Source organism: Mycobacterium celatum, from assembly GCF_002101595.1.
Classification (GTDB): Bacteria; Actinomycetota; Actinomycetes; order Mycobacteriales; family Mycobacteriaceae; genus Mycobacterium; species Mycobacterium celatum.
The window spans coordinates 18,858-39,492 of sequence record NZ_LQOM01000054.1 but is presented as its reverse complement, the minus strand read 5'-3'; the positions used below and the strand labels follow the sequence as shown (position 1 = coordinate 39,492).

22 protein-coding genes and 1 pseudogene are annotated in these 20,635 nt (G+C 66.7%); 14 read left to right on the top strand and 9 right to left on the bottom strand.

Going from position 1 to position 20,635, the window contains the following annotated elements; genetic code table 11:
• Positions 1-412 precede the first annotated feature (412 nt).
• Positions 413-1,159 carry a hypothetical protein gene (locus tag AWB95_RS22765; protein WP_062541753.1) on the bottom strand — a complete coding sequence of 249 codons (747 nt, stop codon included), beginning with the start codon at positions 1,157-1,159 and terminating at the stop codon, positions 413-415.
• Between the two features lie 872 nt (positions 1,160-2,031).
• Between AWB95_RS22765 and AWB95_RS22760 the strand changes: the two genes are divergently transcribed.
• Positions 2,032-3,114, top strand: coding sequence for a F420-dependent hydroxymycolic acid dehydrogenase (locus AWB95_RS22760; RefSeq protein WP_062541754.1), 1,083 nt, complete (start codon positions 2,032-2,034; stop codon positions 3,112-3,114).
• Here AWB95_RS22760 and AWB95_RS22755 read toward each other — a convergent pair.
• Positions 3,111-4,007, bottom strand: coding sequence for an SAM-dependent methyltransferase (locus AWB95_RS22755; RefSeq protein WP_062541755.1), 897 nt, complete (start codon positions 4,005-4,007; stop codon positions 3,111-3,113). The genes AWB95_RS22760 and AWB95_RS22755 overlap by 4 nt on opposite strands.
• A gap of 101 nt (positions 4,008-4,108) precedes the next feature.
• Between AWB95_RS22755 and AWB95_RS22750 the strand changes: the two are divergent.
• Both AWB95_RS22750 and AWB95_RS22745 read left to right on the top strand, forming a co-directional pair.
• Positions 4,109-4,500 (top strand): annotated as a pseudogene (locus AWB95_RS22750) (ArsR/SmtB family transcription factor); the annotation flags it as partial.
• Positions 4,501-4,503: 3 nt separating this feature from the next.
• The gene (locus AWB95_RS22745; RefSeq protein WP_084707436.1) at positions 4,504-4,707 is read left to right on the top strand and encodes a zinc transporter Slc39a7; all 204 of its coding nucleotides are present in this window, start codon (positions 4,504-4,506) and stop codon (positions 4,705-4,707) included.
• A gap of 6 nt (positions 4,708-4,713) precedes the next feature.
• On the opposite strand, the gene AWB95_RS22740 is transcribed toward AWB95_RS22745, so the two are convergent.
• A complete protein-coding gene (locus AWB95_RS22740) occupies positions 4,714-5,730 on the bottom strand; it encodes an oxygenase MpaB family protein (protein WP_062541756.1) in 1,017 nt (338 codons plus the stop codon).
• A gap of 70 nt (positions 5,731-5,800) precedes the next feature.
• Here AWB95_RS22740 and AWB95_RS22735 point away from each other — a divergent pair, with 70 nt between their 5' ends.
• The 5 genes from AWB95_RS22735 (at position 5,801) to phoU (ending at position 11,669) form a co-directional block, all read left to right on the top strand.
• Entirely contained in the window at positions 5,801-6,382 is a 582-nt protein-coding gene (locus AWB95_RS22735; protein WP_062541757.1) for a TetR/AcrR family transcriptional regulator, read from the top strand.
• 98 nt (positions 6,383-6,480) lie between these two features.
• Complete coding sequence (locus AWB95_RS22730) at positions 6,481-7,497, top strand: acyl-ACP desaturase (protein WP_062541758.1); 1,017 nt, start codon at positions 6,481-6,483, stop codon at positions 7,495-7,497.
• A gap of 6 nt (positions 7,498-7,503) precedes the next feature.
• Positions 7,504-8,637, top strand: a complete 1,134-nt coding sequence (gene dusB / locus AWB95_RS22725; RefSeq protein ID WP_085168678.1) for a tRNA dihydrouridine synthase DusB — start codon at positions 7,504-7,506, stop codon at positions 8,635-8,637.
• Positions 8,638-8,820: 183 nt separating this feature from the next.
• A complete protein-coding gene (locus tag AWB95_RS22720) occupies positions 8,821-10,929 on the top strand; it encodes an LCP family protein (protein ID WP_085168677.1) in 2,109 nt (702 codons plus the stop codon).
• Positions 10,930-11,003: 74 nt separating this feature from the next.
• Positions 11,004-11,669, top strand: coding sequence for a phosphate signaling complex protein PhoU (gene phoU, locus AWB95_RS22715; protein WP_062541067.1), 666 nt, complete (start codon positions 11,004-11,006; stop codon positions 11,667-11,669).
• 10 nt (positions 11,670-11,679) lie between these two features.
• Here the strand turns inward: phoU and pstB are convergent, their stop codons facing one another.
• The 6 genes from pstB to AWB95_RS22685 form a co-directional block, all read right to left on the bottom strand.
• Positions 11,680-12,456 (bottom strand): phosphate ABC transporter ATP-binding protein PstB, encoded by a 777-nt coding sequence (gene pstB / locus AWB95_RS22710; RefSeq protein WP_045374409.1) that lies wholly within the window; start codon positions 12,454-12,456, stop codon positions 11,680-11,682.
• A gap of 12 nt (positions 12,457-12,468) precedes the next feature.
• Complete coding sequence (gene pstA, locus AWB95_RS22705) at positions 12,469-13,383, bottom strand: phosphate ABC transporter permease PstA (protein WP_062541068.1); 915 nt, start codon at positions 13,381-13,383, stop codon at positions 12,469-12,471.
• On the bottom strand, positions 13,380-14,405 hold the full coding sequence (gene pstC, locus AWB95_RS22700; protein ID WP_062541069.1) for a phosphate ABC transporter permease subunit PstC: 1,026 nt from the start codon (positions 14,403-14,405) through the stop codon (positions 13,380-13,382). Before pstC ends, pstA begins: the two co-directional genes overlap by 4 nt.
• Positions 14,406-14,428: 23 nt before the next feature.
• Entirely contained in the window at positions 14,429-15,511 is a 1,083-nt protein-coding gene (gene pstS, locus AWB95_RS22695; protein WP_232315726.1) for a phosphate ABC transporter substrate-binding protein PstS, read from the bottom strand.
• An 89-nt stretch (positions 15,512-15,600) separates the two neighbouring features.
• Positions 15,601-16,494 carry a mycothiol synthase gene (mshD, locus tag AWB95_RS22690; protein ID WP_062541070.1) on the bottom strand — a complete coding sequence of 298 codons (894 nt, stop codon included), beginning with the start codon at positions 16,492-16,494 and terminating at the stop codon, positions 15,601-15,603.
• Complete coding sequence (locus AWB95_RS22685; protein WP_062541071.1) at positions 16,491-17,252, bottom strand: winged helix-turn-helix transcriptional regulator; 762 nt, start codon at positions 17,250-17,252, stop codon at positions 16,491-16,493. Before AWB95_RS22685 ends, mshD begins: the two co-directional genes overlap by 4 nt.
• Positions 17,253-17,444: 192 nt before the next feature.
• On the opposite strand from AWB95_RS22685, the gene lmeA reads away from it, so the two are divergent.
• The 6 genes from lmeA (at position 17,445) to AWB95_RS22660 (ending at position 20,484) form a co-directional block, all read left to right on the top strand.
• The gene (gene lmeA / locus AWB95_RS22680) at positions 17,445-18,257 is read left to right on the top strand and encodes a mannan chain length control protein LmeA (RefSeq protein WP_062541387.1); all 813 of its coding nucleotides are present in this window, start codon (positions 17,445-17,447) and stop codon (positions 18,255-18,257) included.
• A complete protein-coding gene (locus AWB95_RS22675) occupies positions 18,254-18,667 on the top strand; it encodes a thioredoxin family protein (protein ID WP_062541388.1) in 414 nt (137 codons plus the stop codon). The genes lmeA and AWB95_RS22675 overlap by 4 nt, the downstream gene beginning before the upstream one ends.
• A gap of 29 nt (positions 18,668-18,696) precedes the next feature.
• Complete coding sequence (locus tag AWB95_RS24200) at positions 18,697-18,789, top strand: Ms5788A family Cys-rich leader peptide (RefSeq protein ID WP_371685602.1); 93 nt, start codon at positions 18,697-18,699, stop codon at positions 18,787-18,789.
• An 81-nt stretch (positions 18,790-18,870) separates the two neighbouring features.
• Positions 18,871-19,368 (top strand): DUF4395 domain-containing protein, encoded by a 498-nt coding sequence (locus AWB95_RS22670; RefSeq protein ID WP_085168676.1) that lies wholly within the window; start codon positions 18,871-18,873, stop codon positions 19,366-19,368.
• Positions 19,347-20,180, top strand: a complete 834-nt coding sequence (locus AWB95_RS22665) for a sulfurtransferase (RefSeq protein WP_062540961.1) — start codon at positions 19,347-19,349, stop codon at positions 20,178-20,180. The genes AWB95_RS22670 and AWB95_RS22665 overlap by 22 nt, the downstream gene beginning before the upstream one ends.
• A 1-nt stretch (position 20,181) precedes the next feature.
• Positions 20,182-20,484, top strand: coding sequence for a DUF1416 domain-containing protein (locus AWB95_RS22660; RefSeq protein ID WP_045374431.1), 303 nt, complete (start codon positions 20,182-20,184; stop codon positions 20,482-20,484).
• Positions 20,485-20,635: the final 151 nt, after the last annotated feature.

Here is a 20,635-nt window from a genome sequence, read left to right as displayed (position 1 = left end):
CACGCGATGACCGCCTTCTACCCGGCTACGACACGCTGGCCGAAGCCCCCCGTACACCACTTCCCTGGACGCAACACCGGCCGCCGGCCTTAAACCATGGCGGCGTCCTACCGGTGCTTAGGCACCAGAGCGCGAAGACGCAAAAGGCGGTGGTCGCGATGGCCACGAGAATCCCCGCGATGATCGCAACCCACGCCGCAACCGGGTAGAGCCTGTCCGGATCTTGCGGCGGTGCCCCGAACGGTGGCGACGTGGTGAGGAAAGTCGAACGGACCGGTGCTTGGGATGTGTCGCTCATGCATCGCATCATGCCTACTACCCGAGACCGTGGGGGCGTTCCCGCCGTGAAAATGCCGCCGCGCCGGTCAGTGATCGTATGGCCATCTGCTGTCAGCGAGCCCAGAGCCGGGCGTTAACACGGTTGCGGTGGTAGAAATTCGTGCCGAGTACCTCGACGAGGTGCAGGGTCTTGGGGGGTGCTGTCGAGCTGGTGTCGGCGACGTTGTCGAGCCCGGCCAGATGACGCCACGAGCGGATGGCATGGCGGGTGAGTTCGACAATGCGCGTTGTCTTGCTGTCCCCGGTGGCCAGCAAATGGGCCCGCAGGGCTGGCGCCGGTGACCGCACGAAGTGCCGCCTGGCGGTGGGTGTCGATGAGGGCGGTCGATTCGTATGCGGCCTGCACGGCTTGCGCTGCGGCCGCGTTTGAGGTCGGGCCGATCGCATGGGCGGCGGAGCGGGCGGCGCGCTCGGCGGCCTCCCACGCGGTGCGCCGGTGCAGCTCGGCGATGTCGGTGATCGCCTTGATCGCGGTGATTTTGGCGTAACCGATGACTCCCCAGGTGGGGTTGGTCAGCAGCTCGGCCACCCAGGCGTGGATGACCGTGTCGGCAACGTCTGCAGTTCCCACGGTCTGCCAGCCCAGGTCGAGGGCAAGCACGCTGTGTTCCGGTGAGAGGTAGCCGTCGGGTCCGGCCAACAGATCGTTGCAGCACTGGACGAGGGCGGCCAGCGGGCGAGCCGAGCAGGCCGGAAAGTCGGTGACCTGTGTGTCGCCGTTGATGTAGGAGATGACGTTCATCGCGCAGCCCTTGCCTGATCCTGACTGATGGGATCCTTTGGCCAGCCGCAGCGGATGAGCGATCCGGTCGAGGTCCATTGTGGTTGCATCCCTTCACTTTCGAGGCCGGGCTACACCGGCCGAGATGTTGAGGTTGTGCACGCGGTAGCCATCCTGCGGGGCGACGAAAAGGTGCGCGTCGATGCCGGTGTGGGTTGACGTTCCGAACCGAGCGCCGAGCCTGCCCGGTCGTGCCCGCGGGCACACGTCGTCTCCTCACATCGCCGGAGGCCAGCTGCGATAGCTAGCGATACATAACGATACATCGTTGGGTATCGGCGATGCAACTGTCGATTTCGGATTGTCTGGGCGCAGACCGGCTACCGCTGCAGCGTCGGCCCCGTCGGTGCGGCATGGCGGCCCTTTTGCAGACGGATAAACGACCGGTTGTCCAGGCCGTCCAGATGCGCCTCAAGCTGCCGGTGCCTTTCAGGACACGATGTGCACCTTTGAGGCCTCTCGTGCGCTCAGGGGCTTTGTGAGTCGAGTTGCCCGTAGAGAAGGGCCATCGTCGATTCCTGCTGGCGCACTAGGGTTCTGAGTCTTTTGATCTCGTCATCCTTGGCGGCCAGTTGGTGCGCAAGGCGGTCACAACGCTGGTTTCGCCGCCACTGGGAGTGGGGTCGACGAATATTTACTCCAGGAGCTCATCGTTGACCTCGACCGGTTTGGATTCCTGCTCGGCGGCTACTACGGCGAGGAGCTATTCCAGCTGGCCGACGACTGAACCTGCACGCGGGCTCATCGCTGATGGATGACCGGCGCCAAGTGGGGCCAGTTCGACCCGACATCCCAGATCGCCGCGAACCAGTCGGCGGTCGGGGGCATTGCCACGCGGGGCTATACACAAAAGGATCTTGAAAGCTACTGCGCGCAAACGACAGGTAGGTAAACCTGGGTACCCCTAGGCGATGAGAGGAATATCACGCCGCTCGTTCGGTCTGATCGCCGCAGGGCTGAGCGCCACCGGCATTGCCGCCGCGTGCAGCTCAAAGCCCGAAACCACGCCGACTGCCCCGCCCACGCCGTCGGGCCCGGGCGTGGGCTTCGTGCTCTCCCACGAGCAGTTCCCCACCGCCCAGCTGGTCGAGCAGGCCCAGGCCGCCGAGCAGGCCGGGTTTCGTTACCTGTGGGCCAGCGACCACATCCAGCCGTGGCAGGACAACGAGGGCCACGCGATGTTCCCGTGGATCACGCTGGCGTTGGTTGGCCAGCGCACCAACCACATCCCGTTCGGCACCGGCGTCACCTGCCCGATCTACCGCTACCACCCGACGACCGTGGCGCACGCCTTCGCCTCGCTCGAAGCGCTCTACCCCGGGCGGGTGTTCCTCGGCGTCGGCACCGGCGAGCGCCTCAACGAACAGGCCGCCACCACCCAGTTCGGCAGCTACCGCGAGCGCCACGACCGGCTCATCGAGGCCATCCAGCTCATCCGGCAACTGTGGACCGGTCAACGAATCTCGTTCCAGGGCAAATACTTTCAGACCAACCAGCTCAAGATCTACGACCTGCCGCAAAAGCCCCCGCCGATCTTCGTCGCCGCCGGCGGCCCGAAAAGCGCACACCTGGCGGGTCAATACGGCGACGGCTGGATCTGTCAGGCCAACGACGTCAAAGACCAGAAGCTCGTCGCCGCATTCACCCAGGGCGCCAAGGACTCCGGCCGCAACCCCGCGACGCTGGGCAAGCGGGCCGAGATGTTCGCCGTGGTCGGCGACCAGGCCGAGATCAACCGGGCCGCCGAGCTGTGGCGCTTCACCGGCGGGGCCGTCGACCAACCCAACCCCGTCGAAATCCAGCGTGCGGCCGAAGCTAACCCGCTCGACAAGGTGATCAAGGGCTGGACCACCGGCACCGACCCGGCCGTCCACGTCAAAGCAGTGCAGTCCGTTCTCGACGCCGGGGCGATACCGTTCATGCACTTCGGGCAGCAGGACCCGAAAACGGCGATCGAGTTCTACCGCACGAAAGTCCTACCGCAGCTGCACTAACCGCCGAGCACCGCGCTGAGATAGGTGACGTCGGCGAAAGCCGCCGCGACGTCGTCGTCGGGATAGACGAAACCGTTTGCAGCATGCAGCTGCGCGACCGTGCAGTGCGACACCTGCCAGCGATGCCGGGTCAGGTACTCGACGATGTGACTGCGCTCGAAGTGGTAGACGAGTTCGTTGAAGTCGATGTCGAACCCGAGCCCGCTCATCCGCTCGTGATGCGCCCGCCACCGCTCGTCGGCGAAAATTGTTGTGTCCGGCACGAATTCGCATGCCAGTCGACTGCCGGCAGCGCTCAGCGCGGTGATGTTGTCGAACAGCGCGTCCTGGGCGTCCGGCGGCAGATACACCACCAGGCCCTCGGCGCTCCACGCCGCGGCGGCGTCCGTGTCGAATCCGGCGGCCCGCAGCGCCGCCGGCCAGTCGTCGCGCAGGTCGACGGCCACGGTCCGCCGCTCCGCCGTCGGCTCGGCGCCCAACTTGGCCAGCGTCGAGGTCTTGAAATCGATCACCTCAGGCATATCGACCTCGTAGACGACGGTTCCCGCCGGCCACGGCAAGCGGTACGCCCGCGCGTCGAGGCCCGCCGCCACGATCACCGCCTGACGGATGCCGCTCTCCGTCGCCTCGACAAAGAAGCGGTCGTAGAACCGGGTTCGCACCGCCATCCCCCGGGCCATCCGGTCCGGGTCGAATTCGGAGTCCCCGGTGACCGGGATCTGCCCGTCCACCAGCCGGGTGTAGACGTCGTAGCCGACGGCACGCACCAGCGGCGCGGCGAACGGGTCGTCGATCAGCGACGCCGACGCCGCCAGCGCCCGCTGGGCGGCAACCATCGTCGCCGTCGCGCCGACGCTGCTCGCCAGATCCCAGGTATCGCTGTCGGTGCGCATTCCGGTACTCCCATCTGAGGTTTTCAATAATATAGATCAGCTAGTTATCTGTAGCGGATGGGGACTGACAGTCCAGACTCGCAGTGCGCTACTATCTGCGTATGCATGCAAGTAATAGGGATATGCGGCTGCCGGACGATCAGGTCCGCCTGGTGGCCGAGGTGTTCCGCATGCTGGCGGATCCCACACGGGTGCAGGTGCTGTGGTCGCTTGCCCATCGGGAGATGTCGGTCAACGAACTCGCCGAGCATGTGGGCAAACCGGCCCCGTCGGTCTCGCAGCATCTCGCCAAGCTGCGGATGGCGCGGCTGGTCCGCACTCGACGCGAAGGCACCACGATCTTCTACAGCCTGGAAAACGATCACGTGTGCCAGCTCGTCACCGACGCCGTCTTCAATGCCGAGCATGCCGGTCCGGGCGTTCCGCCGCATCACCGCGCTGAGGCCGGACTGCAGATCGTTGCCGAAAAGACAACGCAACAAAGGAGATAAGGATCATGTCACACCACGACCACCCGCACGAAGCGCCGCACTCACACGAACATGAGCACGGCGGCGTCGCTCATACGCACGCGCACACCACGCACGAGCACGAGCACGTCGAACACGAGCATGCCCACGCCCACGACGACGGCACCGAGCACACTCATCAGCACGTGCACCAGGCCGGGCTCGAGGAGGCGCACAGCCACGCCCACTGACGCGGGTTAAACGTTGGGGCAGTAGTGCTTTGGGTTCCCGCGCTCGTCGGCCGGCGGCAGGTTGCGCGCGGGGGTGTGCATCAGCGGTGTGTCAGCCGGGATGCGGCCGGTAGCACGGTCCCACCCGGCCCGGGCCCGCGGATGCTTGCGGTAACGCCGCGGCACCAAGGCGAAGACCAGGCGAACGACGTCACCGAACCGGCGGTGCAGCCACTCGTCTCGGGACGACCAGGTATAGCCCATCAGCTCGCGCACCGGCGGATCGTAGAGGCCCACGGTGAACCAGACGAAGAACGGTGCCATCAGCTTACGCTGCACCGCCCACAACCAATCCGGAAGCCATTGCGCGAACGGTGGTTTGGGTAACTCGGTCAGGTTGAGCACCTCGCGCGCGGCATAGTTGTTCTCCAGTACCTCGCGACACATGTGGTCCCAGTAGAGCTGAAAGTCCTCCCAGGATTTGGGCACCGGCCGCATGCTCATGCCATACATCCGGTACCACTCGACGTGCTCGTCGAACAACTGCCGTTTTTGCGCCTCGGTGATTCCGCCGCAAAACCGTTCGGCCACAATCAAAGTGCCGACGAAGAAGGTGGCGTGCGCCCAGTAGAAGACATCGGGGTTCAGTGCGTGGTAGCGGCGGCCCAGCGCGTCGACGCCCTTGATGTCGACGTGGTAGTCGCGCACCTCGGCGCCGGTCGTCGGCGCACGATCGCCGTCGAACACCACGCCGCCGATCGGGTAGAGCGAGCGCAGCAGCCGCGGCCAGCGCTCCCGGAAAAACGTCGAGTGGTCTTCGACCGCCGCGCCCAGCTGCGGATGCATGTTCTGCATCGAGCCCGCCCACGGGCCCTGCAGCATGCCGCGCCAGTCGCCGAAGTATTTCCAGGTGAGCGAATCCGGGCCGAGCGGCGTGGGCGGCGCGTCGTATCCCGTCGGCGAGACCGGGCAGCCCGAGGCCACCCCCTCGGCCGGCCCGCCTTCGCTGGTCAGCGGGCGCGCCTCAGACGTATCTTGAGTCACTAATGAAGTTTCCTGTCTGATCTCAGCCATACTGACTACATGCGTTGTCAACCTAAACCTTAGGAGCGATGTGTCGTCCGGTCAACGACGGGGCCGCTGGTCCGGTGTTCCCCTTGAGGATCGCCAGGCCCTGCGCCGGGACAAACTCGTCGCTGCCGGAGTGCAATTGCTCGGCGGCGAAGCCGGCCCGGCGGTCACCGTTAGGGCGGTGTGTCGCGAGGCCGGGCTGACCGAACGCTACTTCTACGAAAGCTTCACTGACCGAGACGAATTCGTGCGCGCGGTGTACGACGACGTCTGCACCCGGGCAATGTCGACGCTGACGTCGGCGAACACACCTCGCGAGGCCGTGGAGCAGTTCGTTGCGCTGATGGTCGACGACCCGGTGCGGGGCCGCGTGCTGCTGTTGGCACCCGAGGTGGAGCCGGTGCTGACACGCTCCGGCGCGGAATGGATGCCGAACTTCATCGAGCTGCTGCAGCGCAAGCTGACCCGGATCGGCGACCCGGTGATGCAGAACATGGTGGCCACCAGCTTGATCGGCGGCCTCACCGCGTTGTTCACCGCGTACCTGGACGGGCGGCTGGCGGCCACTCGCAAGCAGTTCATCGACTACTGCGTAGAGATGCTGCTCAGCCGCGCCGCGGTCTAGCAGTCGACTCGGTTCAGACGCGCTGGCGGGAACTTGATGCTACCGGCGTACACAGATATATTGACTGCTACCAACAGACACAGATAACTGGAGGGGCCATGTCGGCTGACTTGACTGACCTGCACCTGTTGCGCGAGCTCGAGCCGGTCGTCGAGAAGAACCTGAACCGGCATCTGTCCATGCACAAGAACTGGAACCCGCACGACTACATCCCGTGGTCGGACGGAAAGAACTACTACGCGCTGGGCGGGCAGGACTGGGAGCCGGGGCAGTCGAAGCTCTCCGACGTCGCCCAGGTGGCGATGGTGCAGAACCTGGTCACCGAGGACAACCTGCCGTCCTATCACCGCGAGATCGCGATGAACTTCGGGATGGACGGCGCCTGGGGCCAGTGGGTCAACCGGTGGACCGCCGAGGAAAACCGGCACGGGATCGCGCTGCGCGACTACCTGGTGGTGACCCGGGCGGTCGACCCCGTCGAGCTGGAGTTGCTGCGCCTCGAGGTGGTGAACCGGGGCTTCAGCCCGGGCCAGAACCACCAGGGCGACCTGTTCGCGGAGAGCCTCTTCGACTCGATCCTCTACGTCACCTTCCAGGAGCTCGCCACCCGCATCTCGCACCGCAACACCGGTAAGGCGTGTAATGACCCGATCGCCGACCAGCTGCTGGCCAAGGTCTCGGCCGACGAGAACCTGCACATGATCTTCTACCGCGACGTCAGCGAGGCCGGTCTGGAGATCGCGCCCAACCAGGCGATGAAGTCGCTGCACCGGGTGCTGCGCAACTTCCAGATGCCCGGTTTCCAGGTGCCGGAGTTCCGGCGCAAGGCCGTGATGATCGCCGTCGGCGGGGTATACGACCCGCGCATCCACCTCGACGACGTCGTCATGCCGGTGCTGAAGAAGTGGCGCATCTTCGAGCGCGACGACTTCACCGGTGAGGCCGCCAAGATGCGTGACGACCTCGCGTTGCTGATCAAGGAGCTCGAGGTTGCCTGCGAGAAGTTCGAGGTGTCCAAGCAGCGCCAACTCGACCGGGAAGCCCGCACGGGCAAGCGGGTCACCGCGCGCGAGCTGCACACCACCGCAGGCACGCTGACGATGAGCCGGCGGTAGCCGCCGGTGCGCATCGGGCCGATCACGCTCGCCAGCCCGGTGGTGTTAGCACCGATGGCGGGTGTGACCAACGTTGCGTTCCGGACGCTGTGCCGTGAGCTCGAGCAGGCACTCGTCGGGACAATCAGCGGGCTTTACGTCTGCGAGATGGTGACCGCGCGGGCGCTCGTCGAGCGGCATCCGGTCACCATGCACATGACGACGTTCTCCCCCGACGAGTCGCCGCGGTCGCTGCAGCTCTACACCGTCGACCCGGCCACCACCTACGCGGCGGTGAAGATGATCGCCGACGAGGACCTGGCCGATCACGTCGACATGAACTTCGGCTGCCCGGTGCCCAAGGTGACCCGTCGCGGCGGCGGGGCGGCGCTGCCCTACAAGCGGCGGCTGTTCGGACAGATCGTCGCCGCGGCCGTGCGCGCCACCGAGGGCACCGACATCCCGGTGACGGTCAAGTTCCGGATCGGCATCGACGACGACCACCACACCCACCTGGACGCCGGCCGCATCGCCGAAGCCGAGGGTGCCGCCGCGGTGGCGCTGCATGCCCGCACCGCCGCGCAGCGCTACTCCGGGGCGGCGGACTGGGAGCAGATCGCTGCGCTCAAAGCGCAGGTGCGGACGATCCCGGTGCTGGGCAACGGCGACATCTTCGACGCCAGCGACGCCCTGACCATGATGGCCAGCACCGGCTGCGACGGCGTCGTCATCGGCCGCGGCTGCCTGGGCCGGCCGTGGCTGTTCGCCGAGCTGTCAGCCGCCTTCACCGGCGGACCGCCGCCCACGCCGCCGACCCTCGGCGAGGTCGCCGACATCATCCGCCGGCACGGCGCGCTGCTGGCCGCCCACTTCGGCGAAGACAAGGGCATGCGCGACATCCGCAAGCACATCGGCTGGTACCTGCACGGCTTTCCTGCCGGCTCGGAGCTGCGACGGTCGCTGGCGCTGGTCAAGACACTCGACCAGCTTGACTGTCTGCTGGACCAGCTCGACCCGGCCGTCCCCTTCCCGGAGGCGGCCACCGGGCCGCGGGGCCGCCAGGGCTCGCCGGCGCGGGTCGCACTGCCCGACGGCTGGCTGTCCGACCGCGACGACTGCACCGTGCCGGCCCGGGCGGACATCATGCACTCCGGTGGCTGAACCGCAACGATCTCGACATCGCGTTTCGGCCGATGTCTGGCTACGATGTGGAACTTGTTGCAACGCGCTCCGGTGGACCCCCGGGGGAGCGCGAATGAGTGGTGCCGCCACCGCGAGCACTGCCCTGACGTATGCGCACGAACCCGTCGAGCACCTCATCAGAGTTTCGGAGGCCGGTAGGACATGAGTGACGGCAACAACGCCACTCCGGGCCGCCCGCACGCCGCCGCCCTCAACGGTGACGACATCGGGCTTACCGGAACTTCGCCGCGGTCGCTACCCGCCGCGCCGTGGGAACGGTTCGGGACATCGCCCCGCGGCGCCGTCGCAGCCCCTCGCCGGCCGGCGCCGCCGGTCACACGCACCCACCGCGACGAAAACTCGAGCGGGTGCCACACCGACGGCGGACTCACAGTCGCCGACCTGATCGCCAAGGTCGGCGGCCCGCCCCCGGCCCGGCGCAGCCGCCACCGCGCCGAGCCGGAAATCGAACGGCCAGACGAGCTTCCGCCGCAGCCCGACGACGAGCCGGATTACCACTTCGACTCCTACGCCCCACCGATGTCGTCGGCGTACGCCTCTGAGCTGCCGGACCTGGACCTCGCGCCCCGCCCACGGCGTCTCGCCGCCGTCGAAGAAACCACGGTGCTACCCCCGGCGTCGGGCCGGGTGCCACCGGCCCGGATCGTCGGAGACCCGGATGCCGCCGAAATCCCGGAGCCCGCACCGAAACGCAAGCGCCGCCCGCTGTTGGTGGCCGGCCGCGCGGTGGCGGCGTTGATCGCCGTGCTTTCGCTGGCCCTGACCGGCGGGGCGTACCAGTGGAGCGCGTCGAAGAACAACCGGCTCAACAACGTCAGCGCGCTCGACCCGCATTCGCACGACATCATGGACCCCAGCGGCCAGTACGGCGATGAGGATTTCCTGATCGTCGGCGTCGACTCCCGCGCCGGGGCGAACGGCGAGATGGGCGCCGGCGATACCGAGGACGCCGGTGGCGCCCGATCCGACACCATCATGCTGGTCAACATCCCGGCGAACCGTAAACGCGTGGTCGCCGTGTCGTTTCCGCGCGACCTGGCGATCACGCCGATGAAATGCGAGGCCTGGAACCCCGACACCGGCGCCTACGGCCCGCTCTACGACGAGGACACCGGGACCTACGGACCTCGCTACGTCTACACCGAGACCAAACTGAACTCCGCGTACGCCTTCGGCGGTCCCAAGTGCCTGGTCAAAGTCATCCAGAAGCTGTCCGGGCTGTCCATCAACCGCTTCATGGCGATCGACTTCGCCGGCTTCGCCAAGATGGTCGACGCGCTCGGCGGGGTCGAGGTCTGCACGACCAGCCCCTTGAAGGACGCCGAGCTGGGCACGGTGCTCGACCATGCCGGCCGTCAGGTCGTCGACGGGACGACGGCGCTGAACTACGTGCGGGCCCGCAACGTCACCACCGAGAACAACGGCGACTACGGGCGCATCAAACGCCAGCAGCGGTTCTTGTCGTCGCTGCTGCGTTCGCTGATTTCGCGCGACACGTTCTTTTCGATGAGCAAGCTCAACAACGTCGTCAATATGTTCATCAGCGACAGCTACGTCGACAACGTCAAGACCAAGGACCTCGTCGACCTCGGCCAATCGGTGCAAGGCGTGTCGGCCGGCCACATCACCTTCGTCACCGTCCCGACCGGCGAAACCGACGAGAATGGCAACGAGCCGCCGCGCACCACCGACATGCGCGCGCTCTTCGACGCGATCATCAACGACGATCCGCTGCCCGGCGAAAACGACAAGAACGCGACTTCGGCCCCGACAGCCCAGTCGAGCACCAGCCAAGCTGCGCAGCCCAGCCCGAGCACCGCGCCGCACGCCGAGCAGGTGCAGGCGGTGACGGCATCGCCGCAGGAGATCACCGTGCAGGTCTCCAACTCGACGGGCAAGTCGGGTCTGGCCGCCACCGCCGCCGCTGAATTGCAGCAGTACGGCTTCAAGGTCAAGGAGCCCGACGACTACCCCAGCTCGCTGAAATCGACGACGGTGTTCTTCTCGCCGGGCAACGAGCAGGCCGCCGCGACGGTGGCCGCGTCGTTCGGCAGCTCAAAGGTGGAGCGGGTCACCGGAATTGAGCAGGTTGTGCAGGTTGTCCTCGGCCCGGACTTCCGGGCTGTCTCGGCTCCGCCGCCCAGCGGCTCGTCGGTCAGCGTGCAGATCGACCGCAGCGCCAGCAGCACGCCGACCAAGCTTCCCGAGGACTTGACGGTCACCAACGCCGCCGACACCACCTGCGAATAGCCGTAATTGGCATTCACCGCCAATTCAGGTCGGGCTTCCTGGCTTTTCCCGGCTGAGAACGTAGTCTTGACAACATGCGGACCGCCTACCAGGAACAACTTTCCGGGCTCTCCGAGCGGCTTGGCGAGATGTGCGGGCTCGCCGGGGCCGCGATGGAACGTGCGACGCAGGCACTGCTGCAGGCCGACCTGGTGCTGGCCGAACAGGTCATCTCCGATCACGAGAAAATCGCGACGCTGAGCGCCCGTGCGGAGGAAAGCGCTTTTGTGCTGCTGGCTTTGCAGGCACCGGTCGCCGGTGACCTGCGCGCGATCGTCAGCGCGATCCAGATGGTCGCCGACATCGACCGGATGGGCGCGCTTGCTTTGCATGTCGCCAAGATCGCCCGACGGCGCCACCCCCAGCATGCCCTGCCCGAGGAGGTCAACGGCTACTTCGCCGAAATGGGCAGGGTCGCAGTCGAATTGGGAAACAGCGCACAGGAGGTGCTGTTATCGCGCGACCCGGAGAAGGCGGCCCGCATCCGCGAAGAAGACGACGCGATGGACGACCTGCACCGGCACCTGTTCACCGTGCTGATGGACCGCGAGTGGAAGCACGGCGTGGCCGCCGCCGTCGACGTGACATTGCTGGGCCGGTTCTACGAGCGCTTCGCCGACCACGCCGTCGAGGTAGCGCGCCGCGTCATTTTCCAGGCGACCGGCCGGTTCCCCGAAGACGACACGGTGCCGTCCAGCTAGACCGCGAGCGCTAACCGAAGCGGCCGGAAATGTAGTCTTCGGTGGCTTTCTGGGTGGGGTTGGAGAAGATCTTCTCGGTGTCGTCGATCTCCACCAGCCGGCCGGGTTTTCCGACGGCCTCCAGGTTGAAGAACGCTGTCTGGTTGCTGACCCGCGCGGCCTGCTGCATGTTGTGGGTGACGATGACGATGGTGTAATCCTGCTTGAGCTCGGCGATCAGCTCCTCGATCGCCATCGTCGAAATCGGGTCCAGCGACGAGCACGGCTCGTCCATCAGCAGCACGTCGGGCTGCACGGCGATAGCCCGGGCGATGCACAGCCGCTGCTGCTGTCCGCCGGACAACCCGCCGCCGGGCCGGTCCAGCCGGTCTTTGACCTCGTCCCATAAGTTGGCTCCGCGCAACGAATATTCGGCGGTGTCGTCGAGGACCTTGCGGTTGCGTACCCCCTGCAGCTTCAGCCCGGCCACCACGTTATCGCGAATTGACATGGTGGGGAAGGGATTTGGCCGCTGGAACACCATCCCGATCGCCCTGCGCACACCGACCGGGTCGATACCGGGAGCGTAGATGTCGTCGTCGTCCAGCAACACCGTGCCCTCCACCCGGGCGCCGGGGATGACCTCGTGCATGCGGTTGAGCGTGCGCAGCACGGTCGTCTTGCCGCAGCCGGACGGCCCGATGAAGGCGGTCACACTGCGCGGCAGCACCGACAGCGACACATCGGCGACCGCATGAAACGACCCGTAATAGATGTTGAGGTCTTTGAGGTCCAACCGCTTAGCCACCGCTGCTCCTGCCTAGAATTTCTTAGGCGCAAAGATATTCGCGACCACTTTGGCCCCGACATTGATCACGGCGATCAGCAGTATAAGCGTCACCGCAGCGCCCCACAGTCGTTCGGTCGGGACGGGATTGGCTCCTGCGCCGGCCGAGGTCTGGTCATACATCATACCGGGCAGCGAGCCCATGAAGCCGCTGACCATGTCGAAGTTCATCGCTTGCGAATAGCCCACCAGAATCAGCAGTGGCGCCGTCTCGCCCATCACCCGCGCCAGCGCCAGCATGATGCCGGTGATGATGCCGGACAGGCCCGTCGGAATCACAATTCGCGCAATGGTTTTCCATTTCGGTACGCCGAGCGCGTAGCTGGCCTCGCGCAAATCCACCGGGACAATCCGCAACATCTCCTCGGTGGCCCGCACGATCACCGGAAGCATCAACAACACCAGCGCCAGCGACACCGCCAGACCAGATCGCGGAAGACCCAGGGTGGCCACGCACAGCGCGTAGATGAACAGCGCCGCGACAATCGACGGCACGCCGGTGAGGATGTCGACCATGAACGTCGTCAACCGGCCCAGGCCGGTGCCCGCCCCGTATTCGACGAGGTAGATCGCGACGAACACGCCGATCGGGATCGAGATGGCCGCGCACACCAGTCCCTGCAGCACGGTCCCGACGATCGCGTGGTAAGCGCCGCCGCCGGTCACGAACGCTGTCATGCCGGCCTGCGAGTGTGTCCACCACACAGTGGACGTGATCGCCCGGAATCCCTTGGCGACCACCGAGTAGAGCACCCACAGCAACGGGACCAGCGCCACCGCCATCGACAGCGTCACCAGCACGGTCGCGACGTTGTCGGCGACCCGGCGCCGCAGGCTGGTGCCGGCGAATGTGCGCGCCTTGACCGGGCGGTCCAGGATCGACGTCATCGAGTTCCCTTACCCGCGACCGCCGCGCGAGCTAACGCGTTGACCAAGAAGGTGAGCAGGAACAGCACCAAGCCAGCGGCGATGTACGCGCCGGCCTTGTACTGGTCGTTGAATTCCGAGGCGGTGGCTGCGATTTTGCTGGCGAAAGTGTAGCCGCCGTCGAACAGCGACCAGCCGAACGCCGATTGCGTGCCGCGCAGGATGATCAGCAGCGCGACGGTCTCGCCCAGCGCGCGGCCCAGCCCCAGCATCGCGCCGCTGATGTAGCCGGACCGGCCGAACGGCAGCACCGTCGTCTTGACCACTTCCCAGCGGGTGGCGCCGAGCGCCAGCGCCGCCTCGATGTGGGACTGCGGCGTCTGGACGAACACCTCGCGCGTGACCGCGGTGATGATCGGCAGGATCATCACCGCCAGCACGATCCCGGCGGTGAAGATGGTGCCGCCACCGGCCACCGACGCGTTGCCGTTGGCGAACAGAAAGCACCACCCCAGGTGGTGGTTGAGCCACGTCGCGATCGGCCGCAGCCGCGGGGCCAGCACATACAGGCCCCATACGCCGTAGATGATCGAGGGCACCGCGGCGAGCAGGTCCACCATGTAGGCCAGCGGTCCCACCACCCGCCGCGGCGCGTACTGGGTGAGATAGATTGCGATGCCCAGCGCCACCGGCATGGCCAGCATCAACGCGAACAACGCGACGAAGACCGTGACCTGCAGCATGTCGAAGATGCCGAAGTGCATCGCCGAGGTGTCGGTGGTGACCCAGTTGCCGCCGTAGGTGAAGAAGTTCTCCTTGTTGCGGGCCAGCGCCGGGATGGCGCGCCACAACAGAAACACCGCGATCGCGCCGATCAGCACGACGATCAGGACACCCGAACCCTCCGAAAGCCCGCGAAAGACGCGATCGCCCAGCCGGGGTTTGCTTCTGCCCCATGGGATGGTGGGCGGGCTGATCGGCTCGGGAACCGGCGCAGCGACGACCTCGCCCGAACCCGCGTCGGACGGATTTGGCGTTGTCACTTCGATCCCATCGCCATCGGTTTTTACTGGATCGCACCGATCGCCGCCACGAGGCGCTGCTTGAACCTGTCCGGCAGCGGGATGTATCCGGCCGGCGAAAGACCGTTTTGACCGTAGTCGGCGGCCGCGGTCAGAAAGGATTTGAGCGCGGTCGAAACGCCCGGGTCGTAGCCTTTCGAGCACACGATCTCGTAGGTGACCAGCACCAGCGGGTAGGCGCCCGGCGCTTTGGTGCCGTAGAGGGAGTTCAGGTCCAGCCGCAGGTCGTTGCCCGCGCCAGCGAACTTGGCGTCGTCGATCGCGTTGCGGGCCGCGTCGTCGCTTATCGCCACCGCACCGCCGCCGTCGTCGATCTGGGCGTAAGTCAGCGAGGCCTGATCGGCGAAGCCCTTCTCGACATAGGAGATGGCGCCGGGCGTGGACTGCACGGCCTGCACCACACCAGCAGACTTCTGCACCCCCTCGCCGACGCCGCCCTGAAACTCGCTGCCGGCTCCTTTGGTCCAGCTCTGCGGTGCCGCGGCGGCCAGGTATTTCTGGAAGTTGTCCGTGGTGCCCGAGGAGTCCGACCGGTAGATCGGCGCAATGTCGGTGTCGGGCAGGGTGACGCCGCGGTTGAGTGCCGCAATCGCCGGGTCACGCCAATTGGTGATCGCACCGGTGAAGATCTTGGCCAGCACGTCGGCGTTGACGACGAGCGGGTTGACGCCGTCCAGGTGGTAAGCCACCGCCACCGGCCCGAACACCAGCGGCAGGTGCCAGGCCGGATTCCCGTTGCAGCGCTTGGTCGCCGGCTCGGTCTGCTGAGCGGTCAGCGGCGAATCCGATCCGGCGAAATCGACATGCCCGGCGACGAACTGCTCACGTCCGGCGCCCGACCCGGTGGGGTTGTACGACACGTTCTTGCGCGGGCAGAACCGGGTCCAGGCCTGGTTGAACAACGCGATGGCGTTTTGTTGAGCGGTCGACCCCTCGCCGGTCAGGGCGTCTTTGCCGCCGCAGTCGATCGCGGCGGACGACGTGGCAGGGGCGCCGATGTTGTTGTCGCTGCCGCAGCCGGCCAATACCAGGCTCAAGACCGTCGCCGCGATCAACGCTTTACCCACCGTGTAGCGCGTCCTTTCTCGAACGTCGTGCAGCGCAGTGTGCACGGGGAAGGAGCCTGCCGGTTATCCGTGAACACCGGGTGAACAGGTCAGGGAACCCCCGCAGCATAGGCGGTGTCGACGCTGTGCTGGATAAATCCCAGCCGTCGATAGGTCTGCAGTGCGGCCGTGTTGTCCGATTCGACGTACAGCATCACCGTCGGAGCCGGCGTGTCTGCCAGCCGATCCGCCAGGTATGTGACCCCGACCGCGGTCAGCACGCCGCCCAGCCCGCGGCCCTGCGCTGCCGGATCGACGCCGACGACGTAGACCTCGCCCAGGCCGGTCTCCTCCGGATGCACCTTGGTCCAGTGAAAGCCCAGCAGCTTGTCGGTTGTCTCGTCGAAGGCCAAAAACAGTCCCTCGGGGTCGAACCACGCTTCGGCGCGTCGCTCGGCCAGATCGGCCGGCGTCCAGCCGCTCTGTTCGGGATGCGTGGCGAACGCGGCGTTGTTGACTCGCAACAGCTCGTCGTCGTCGCCGACACCGGCATACGTGCGGATCCGCACGCCGTCGGGCACAGCGGGCGCCGCGACGTCCTTGAGTGAACGGCGCATCTGGATGAGTTCGCGCACTGGCACCAGGCCCAGCGCCGACGCCGTCGCCCGGGCCGACTCCAACGTGCCATGCGCCCAAAAACGGTTTCGCCCATCGGTTTTCGACAATGCGGCGCGTATCAACGCGGTGCCGATGCCGCGTCGACGCGCGCGCGGGTGGACCACGAGCTCAGCCATGCCCGATTCGTCTTGCGGTGCAGTGAGATTGAGATAGCCGACGACCTCGTCGGCACGCTTGACCACCAGATGTTGGGTCCGCCGATGCGCGAGCTCTCGCAAAACCTGCTCACCGACAGGTGCTACGGCGTCGAATTCGGTTGCCGCCGTGACGAGTTCACGCACCTGCCGCTGTTCGTCCGCAGTCAGCTCCGAGCGCCAGTCGGTCACTGGCTGCGCAGCGGGTCGACGAGCGGGTCCTGGTCGGTGTCCAGCCCCGGCTCCTCGTCGTCGGCGGGGTCGGGCTCGGGTGGCCGGCCACGGGCCGGGCGGACCGCCTTGTAACCGACGTTGCGCACGGTGCCGATCAGCGACTCGTACTCCGGCCCGAGCTTGGCCCGCAGCCGTCGCACGTGTACGTCGACGGTGCGGGTGCCGCCGAAGAAGTCGTAGCCCCACACCTCGTGCAGCAACTGCGCTCGGGTGAAGACCCGGCCGGCATGCTGCGCCAGGTACTTCAGCAGCTCGAACTCCTTATAGGTCAAGTCCAGCGGGCGACCGCGCAGCCGGGCGGTGTAGGTGCCCTCGTCGATCACCAGCTCGCCGAGGGTGATCTTGCCCGCGCTCTCCTGGTCGGCCAGGCCGCCGCGCCGGCCGACCAGCAGTCGCAGCCGGGCGTCGATCTCGCCGGGCCCGGTGGCCGGCAGCAGGATCTCGTCGAGCCCCCAGTCGGCGTTGACCGCCACCAGCCCGCCTTCGCTCACCACCGCGACGACGGGGATCGAGCGACCCGTCGTGCCCAGCAGGCGGCACAGACCGCGCGCCGCCGGCAGATCGTTGCGCGCGTCGACCAGCACGACGTCCGCGCTGCCCGCTTCCAGCAGCGACGACACGTCGGCCGGCGCTGTCCGCACAGTGTGGGCGAGCAGCGACAACGACGGCAGGACCGAGTCGGGATGCGGCTCCGCGGTCAGCAGCAATAGATCCAAACGAGCCCCTCCAGCGTCGTGGGAAAGGCATCTCCCGGATTCACGACGAGATCTGTAGTTAGCGGCCAGGTCATCTAACGATAACTTGCGACCTGGCGTTTCGCCTGTTGACGATGCAGAGCCTGTTCAGCGGCGACCCGCTTCGACGGCTCGCCGGCTCGCGATCACCACACGGCACAGGTAGGCAACAATATGCGGATGCGCAGGGTGCTGATCGGTGCGGCAGGGGCCGGTCTGGCCATCGTGCTCGTGCTCATCGGCGCCGTCGGCATTGACTTCGGGACCACCATCTACGCCGAATACCGGTTGTCCCGCACGCTGCGCGACACTGCGCACCTGGGTTCGGATCCTTTCGTCGCGATCCTGGGGTTCCCGGTGATCCCGCAGGCCATGCGACGCCACTACGACGAAGTGGAGATCAAGGCCAGCGCCGTCGACCATCCCAAGGTGGGCAAGGCCACCCTGGAGGCCACCATGCACTCCATCGGCCTGGCCGATGCATCGTGGCTGGTCCGGCCCAATGCCAAGCTGCCGATCGGCAAGCTGGAGAGCCGCATCATCATCGACTCGGTGCACCTCGGCCGATACATGGGGATCACCGATCTGATGGTCGAGGCGCCGGCGCAGGAGACCAACGACGCCACTGGCGGCACCACCGAGTCCGGGATCTCCGGCAGCCACGGACTGGTGTTCACCGGCACCCCGAAATCGGCCCACTTCGACAAGCGGGTCAGCGTCGCGGTCGATCTGTCCATCGCGGGCGCCGACCGGACCACCCTGGTGTTCACTCCGACAGGCGTGCTGACCGGGCCGGACACGGCCAATCAGAAGGTGCCCGACGACAAGCGGGAAGCGGTGCTGGCGGCGTTCAGCCAGCGGTTGCCCGACCAGCGGCTGCCGTTCGGGGTGGCGCCGACGAGCCAGGGCGCCCGCGGCTCCGACGTGATCATCGAGGGCATCACCCAGGGAGTAACGATCACGCTCGACGGGTTCAACCAGGCATGACTACTGCACTGGTCGCTGTCGTGGCCGCGTTGGCGCTGGCGGTGCTCGTCGGCTGGCTGGTGACCCGCCGCGCCGGCGTGTTGCGGGCCGTCGATGCCGGCCTTTACACCGGTGACCTCGGCTTGTCCCCGGACGGGCCGACCGTCGTGCACTTCAGCGCCCCCTGGTGTGCGCCGTGCGACCGGGTGCGCCGCGTGGTCAGCCAGGTCTGCCGTGATCTCGAGGACCTCGGCGACGTGGCGCACGTGGAGATCGACATGGATGCCAACCCGGCTGCGGCGCGCCGCCTTTCGGTGCTGTCGTTGCCGACGACGTTCATCTTCGACGGCGACGGCCGGCAGCGGTACCGCAGCGCCGGGGTTCCCAAGGCCGAGGACCTCCGCTCGGCCCTGACCCCGCTGTTGGCTTGACCATCGGGCCATTGGGTAAGCTGTCCGACGTGTCCGCCCGCCTCGAGCTCGTGCTCACCAAGCGCCGCGCAGTCGATCTGTGCCGCACCGCGGGTTGCTGCTGTTGTTGTTGTAGCTGCTGAGTAGCGCCGTCCCGCGCCGCTCTCGGAAGCAGCCCTTGTGGCGTGCCTCCATCCCTTCCCGTTCTCAACAGGAGCAGCTATATGTCCTCAACATCAGTGAAAACCACCACCACCGCCCAGGTGGACGTTCGCGGACCGCGATTCGTCGCCTGGGTCACCACCACGGTGTTGGTGACGACGCTGATTGTCGCCAGTATCAGCGCGCCGGCCGCCGCCGTCATCCTGGGCCTGCAGGCCGTCGCGTTCGCGATCGGCGCCTGGGCCGGGCCTCGCCGGCACCCCTACGGCGTGGTGTTCGCCAACGTGGTGGCGCCGCGCCTGGGCCCGGTCCGCGAGCGGGAGCCGGTGGCCCCGCTGAAGTTCGCCCAACTGGTCGGATTCGTCTTCGCCGCCGTCGGCGTGGCCGGATTCGCCGCCGGCGCTCCCCTGGTCGGGACCGTCGCCACCGCGGCCGCACTGGCGGCGGCCTTCCTCAATGCGGCCTTCGGCATCTGCCTGGGCTGCCAGCTCTACCCGCTCGTCGCGCGTCTGCGTAACCAACCGAAAGGATCCACACCATGGCACGCTCCGACGTCCTAGTCTCCGCTGACTGGGCCGAGAGCAATCTCGACACGCCTGGCGTCGTCTTCGTCGAAGTCGACGAGGACACCAGCGCCTACGACACCGGCCACATCGCCGGCGCGGTCAAACTGGACTGGCGTACCGATCTGCAGGACCCGGTCCGCCGCGACTTCGTCGACGCCCAGCAGTTCTCCAAGCTGCTGAGTGATCGCGGCATCTCCAACGACGACACCGTGATCCTCTACGGCGGCAACAACAACTGGTTCGCCGCCTACGCCTACTGGTACTTCAAGCTCTACGGGCACGACAAGGTCAAGCTGCTCGACGGCGGCCGCAAGAAGTGGGAGCTGGACGGCCGCCCGCTGTCGAGCGAGAAGGTGAACCGTCCGGCCACCTCCTACAGCGCCAAGCAGCCCGACAACTCGATCCGGGCATTCCGCGACGAGGTTTTGGCCGCGATCAACGTCAAGAACCTGGTCGACGTCCGTTCCCCCGACGAGTTTTCCGGCAAGATCCTGGCGCCTGCACACCTGCCGCAGGAACAAAGCCAGCGGCCCGGTCACATTCCCGGCGCGATCAACGTGCCGTGGAGCAAAGCCGCCAACGAGGACGGCACCTTCAAGTCCGACGAAGAGCTGGCCAAGCTGTACGCCGACGCCGGCCTGGACGGGTCGAAGGAGACCATCGCCTATTGCCGGATCGGTGAGCGGTCGTCGCACACCTGGTTCGTGCTGCGCGAGCTGCTCGGACACCAAAACGTCAAGAACTACGACGGCAGTTGGACGGAATACGGCTCCCTGGTGGGGGCCCCGATCGAGTTGGGAAGCTGATATGTGCTCTGCACCGAAGCAAGGACAGACGTTGCCGGCCAGTGTCGACCTGGAGAAGGAAACCGTCATCACCGGCCGCGTGGTGGACCGCGACGGCCAGGCGGTCGGCGGCGCGTTCGTGCGGCTGCTGGACTCCTCGGACGAGTTCACCGCCGAGGTCGTTGCGTCGGCCACCGGTGATTTCCGGTTCTTCGCCGCTCCGGGGTCCTGGACGCTGCGCGCGCTGTCGGCAGCCGGTAACGGCGACGCGGTAGTGACCCCGTCGGGCGCCGGCATCCACGAGGTGGACGTCAAGATCGCCTGACGGGCCTTCGTTTCCCAGCGAGCGTGCATGCTCGCCGCGGGTCGCCCGAGAATATCGGTGGGATTGACGCACTAGACTCGTTGCCGTGGTGCTGTTCTTCGAGATCATGCTGGTCGCGGCCGTGGTGGTCATCACCTGGTTCGCGTTGTAT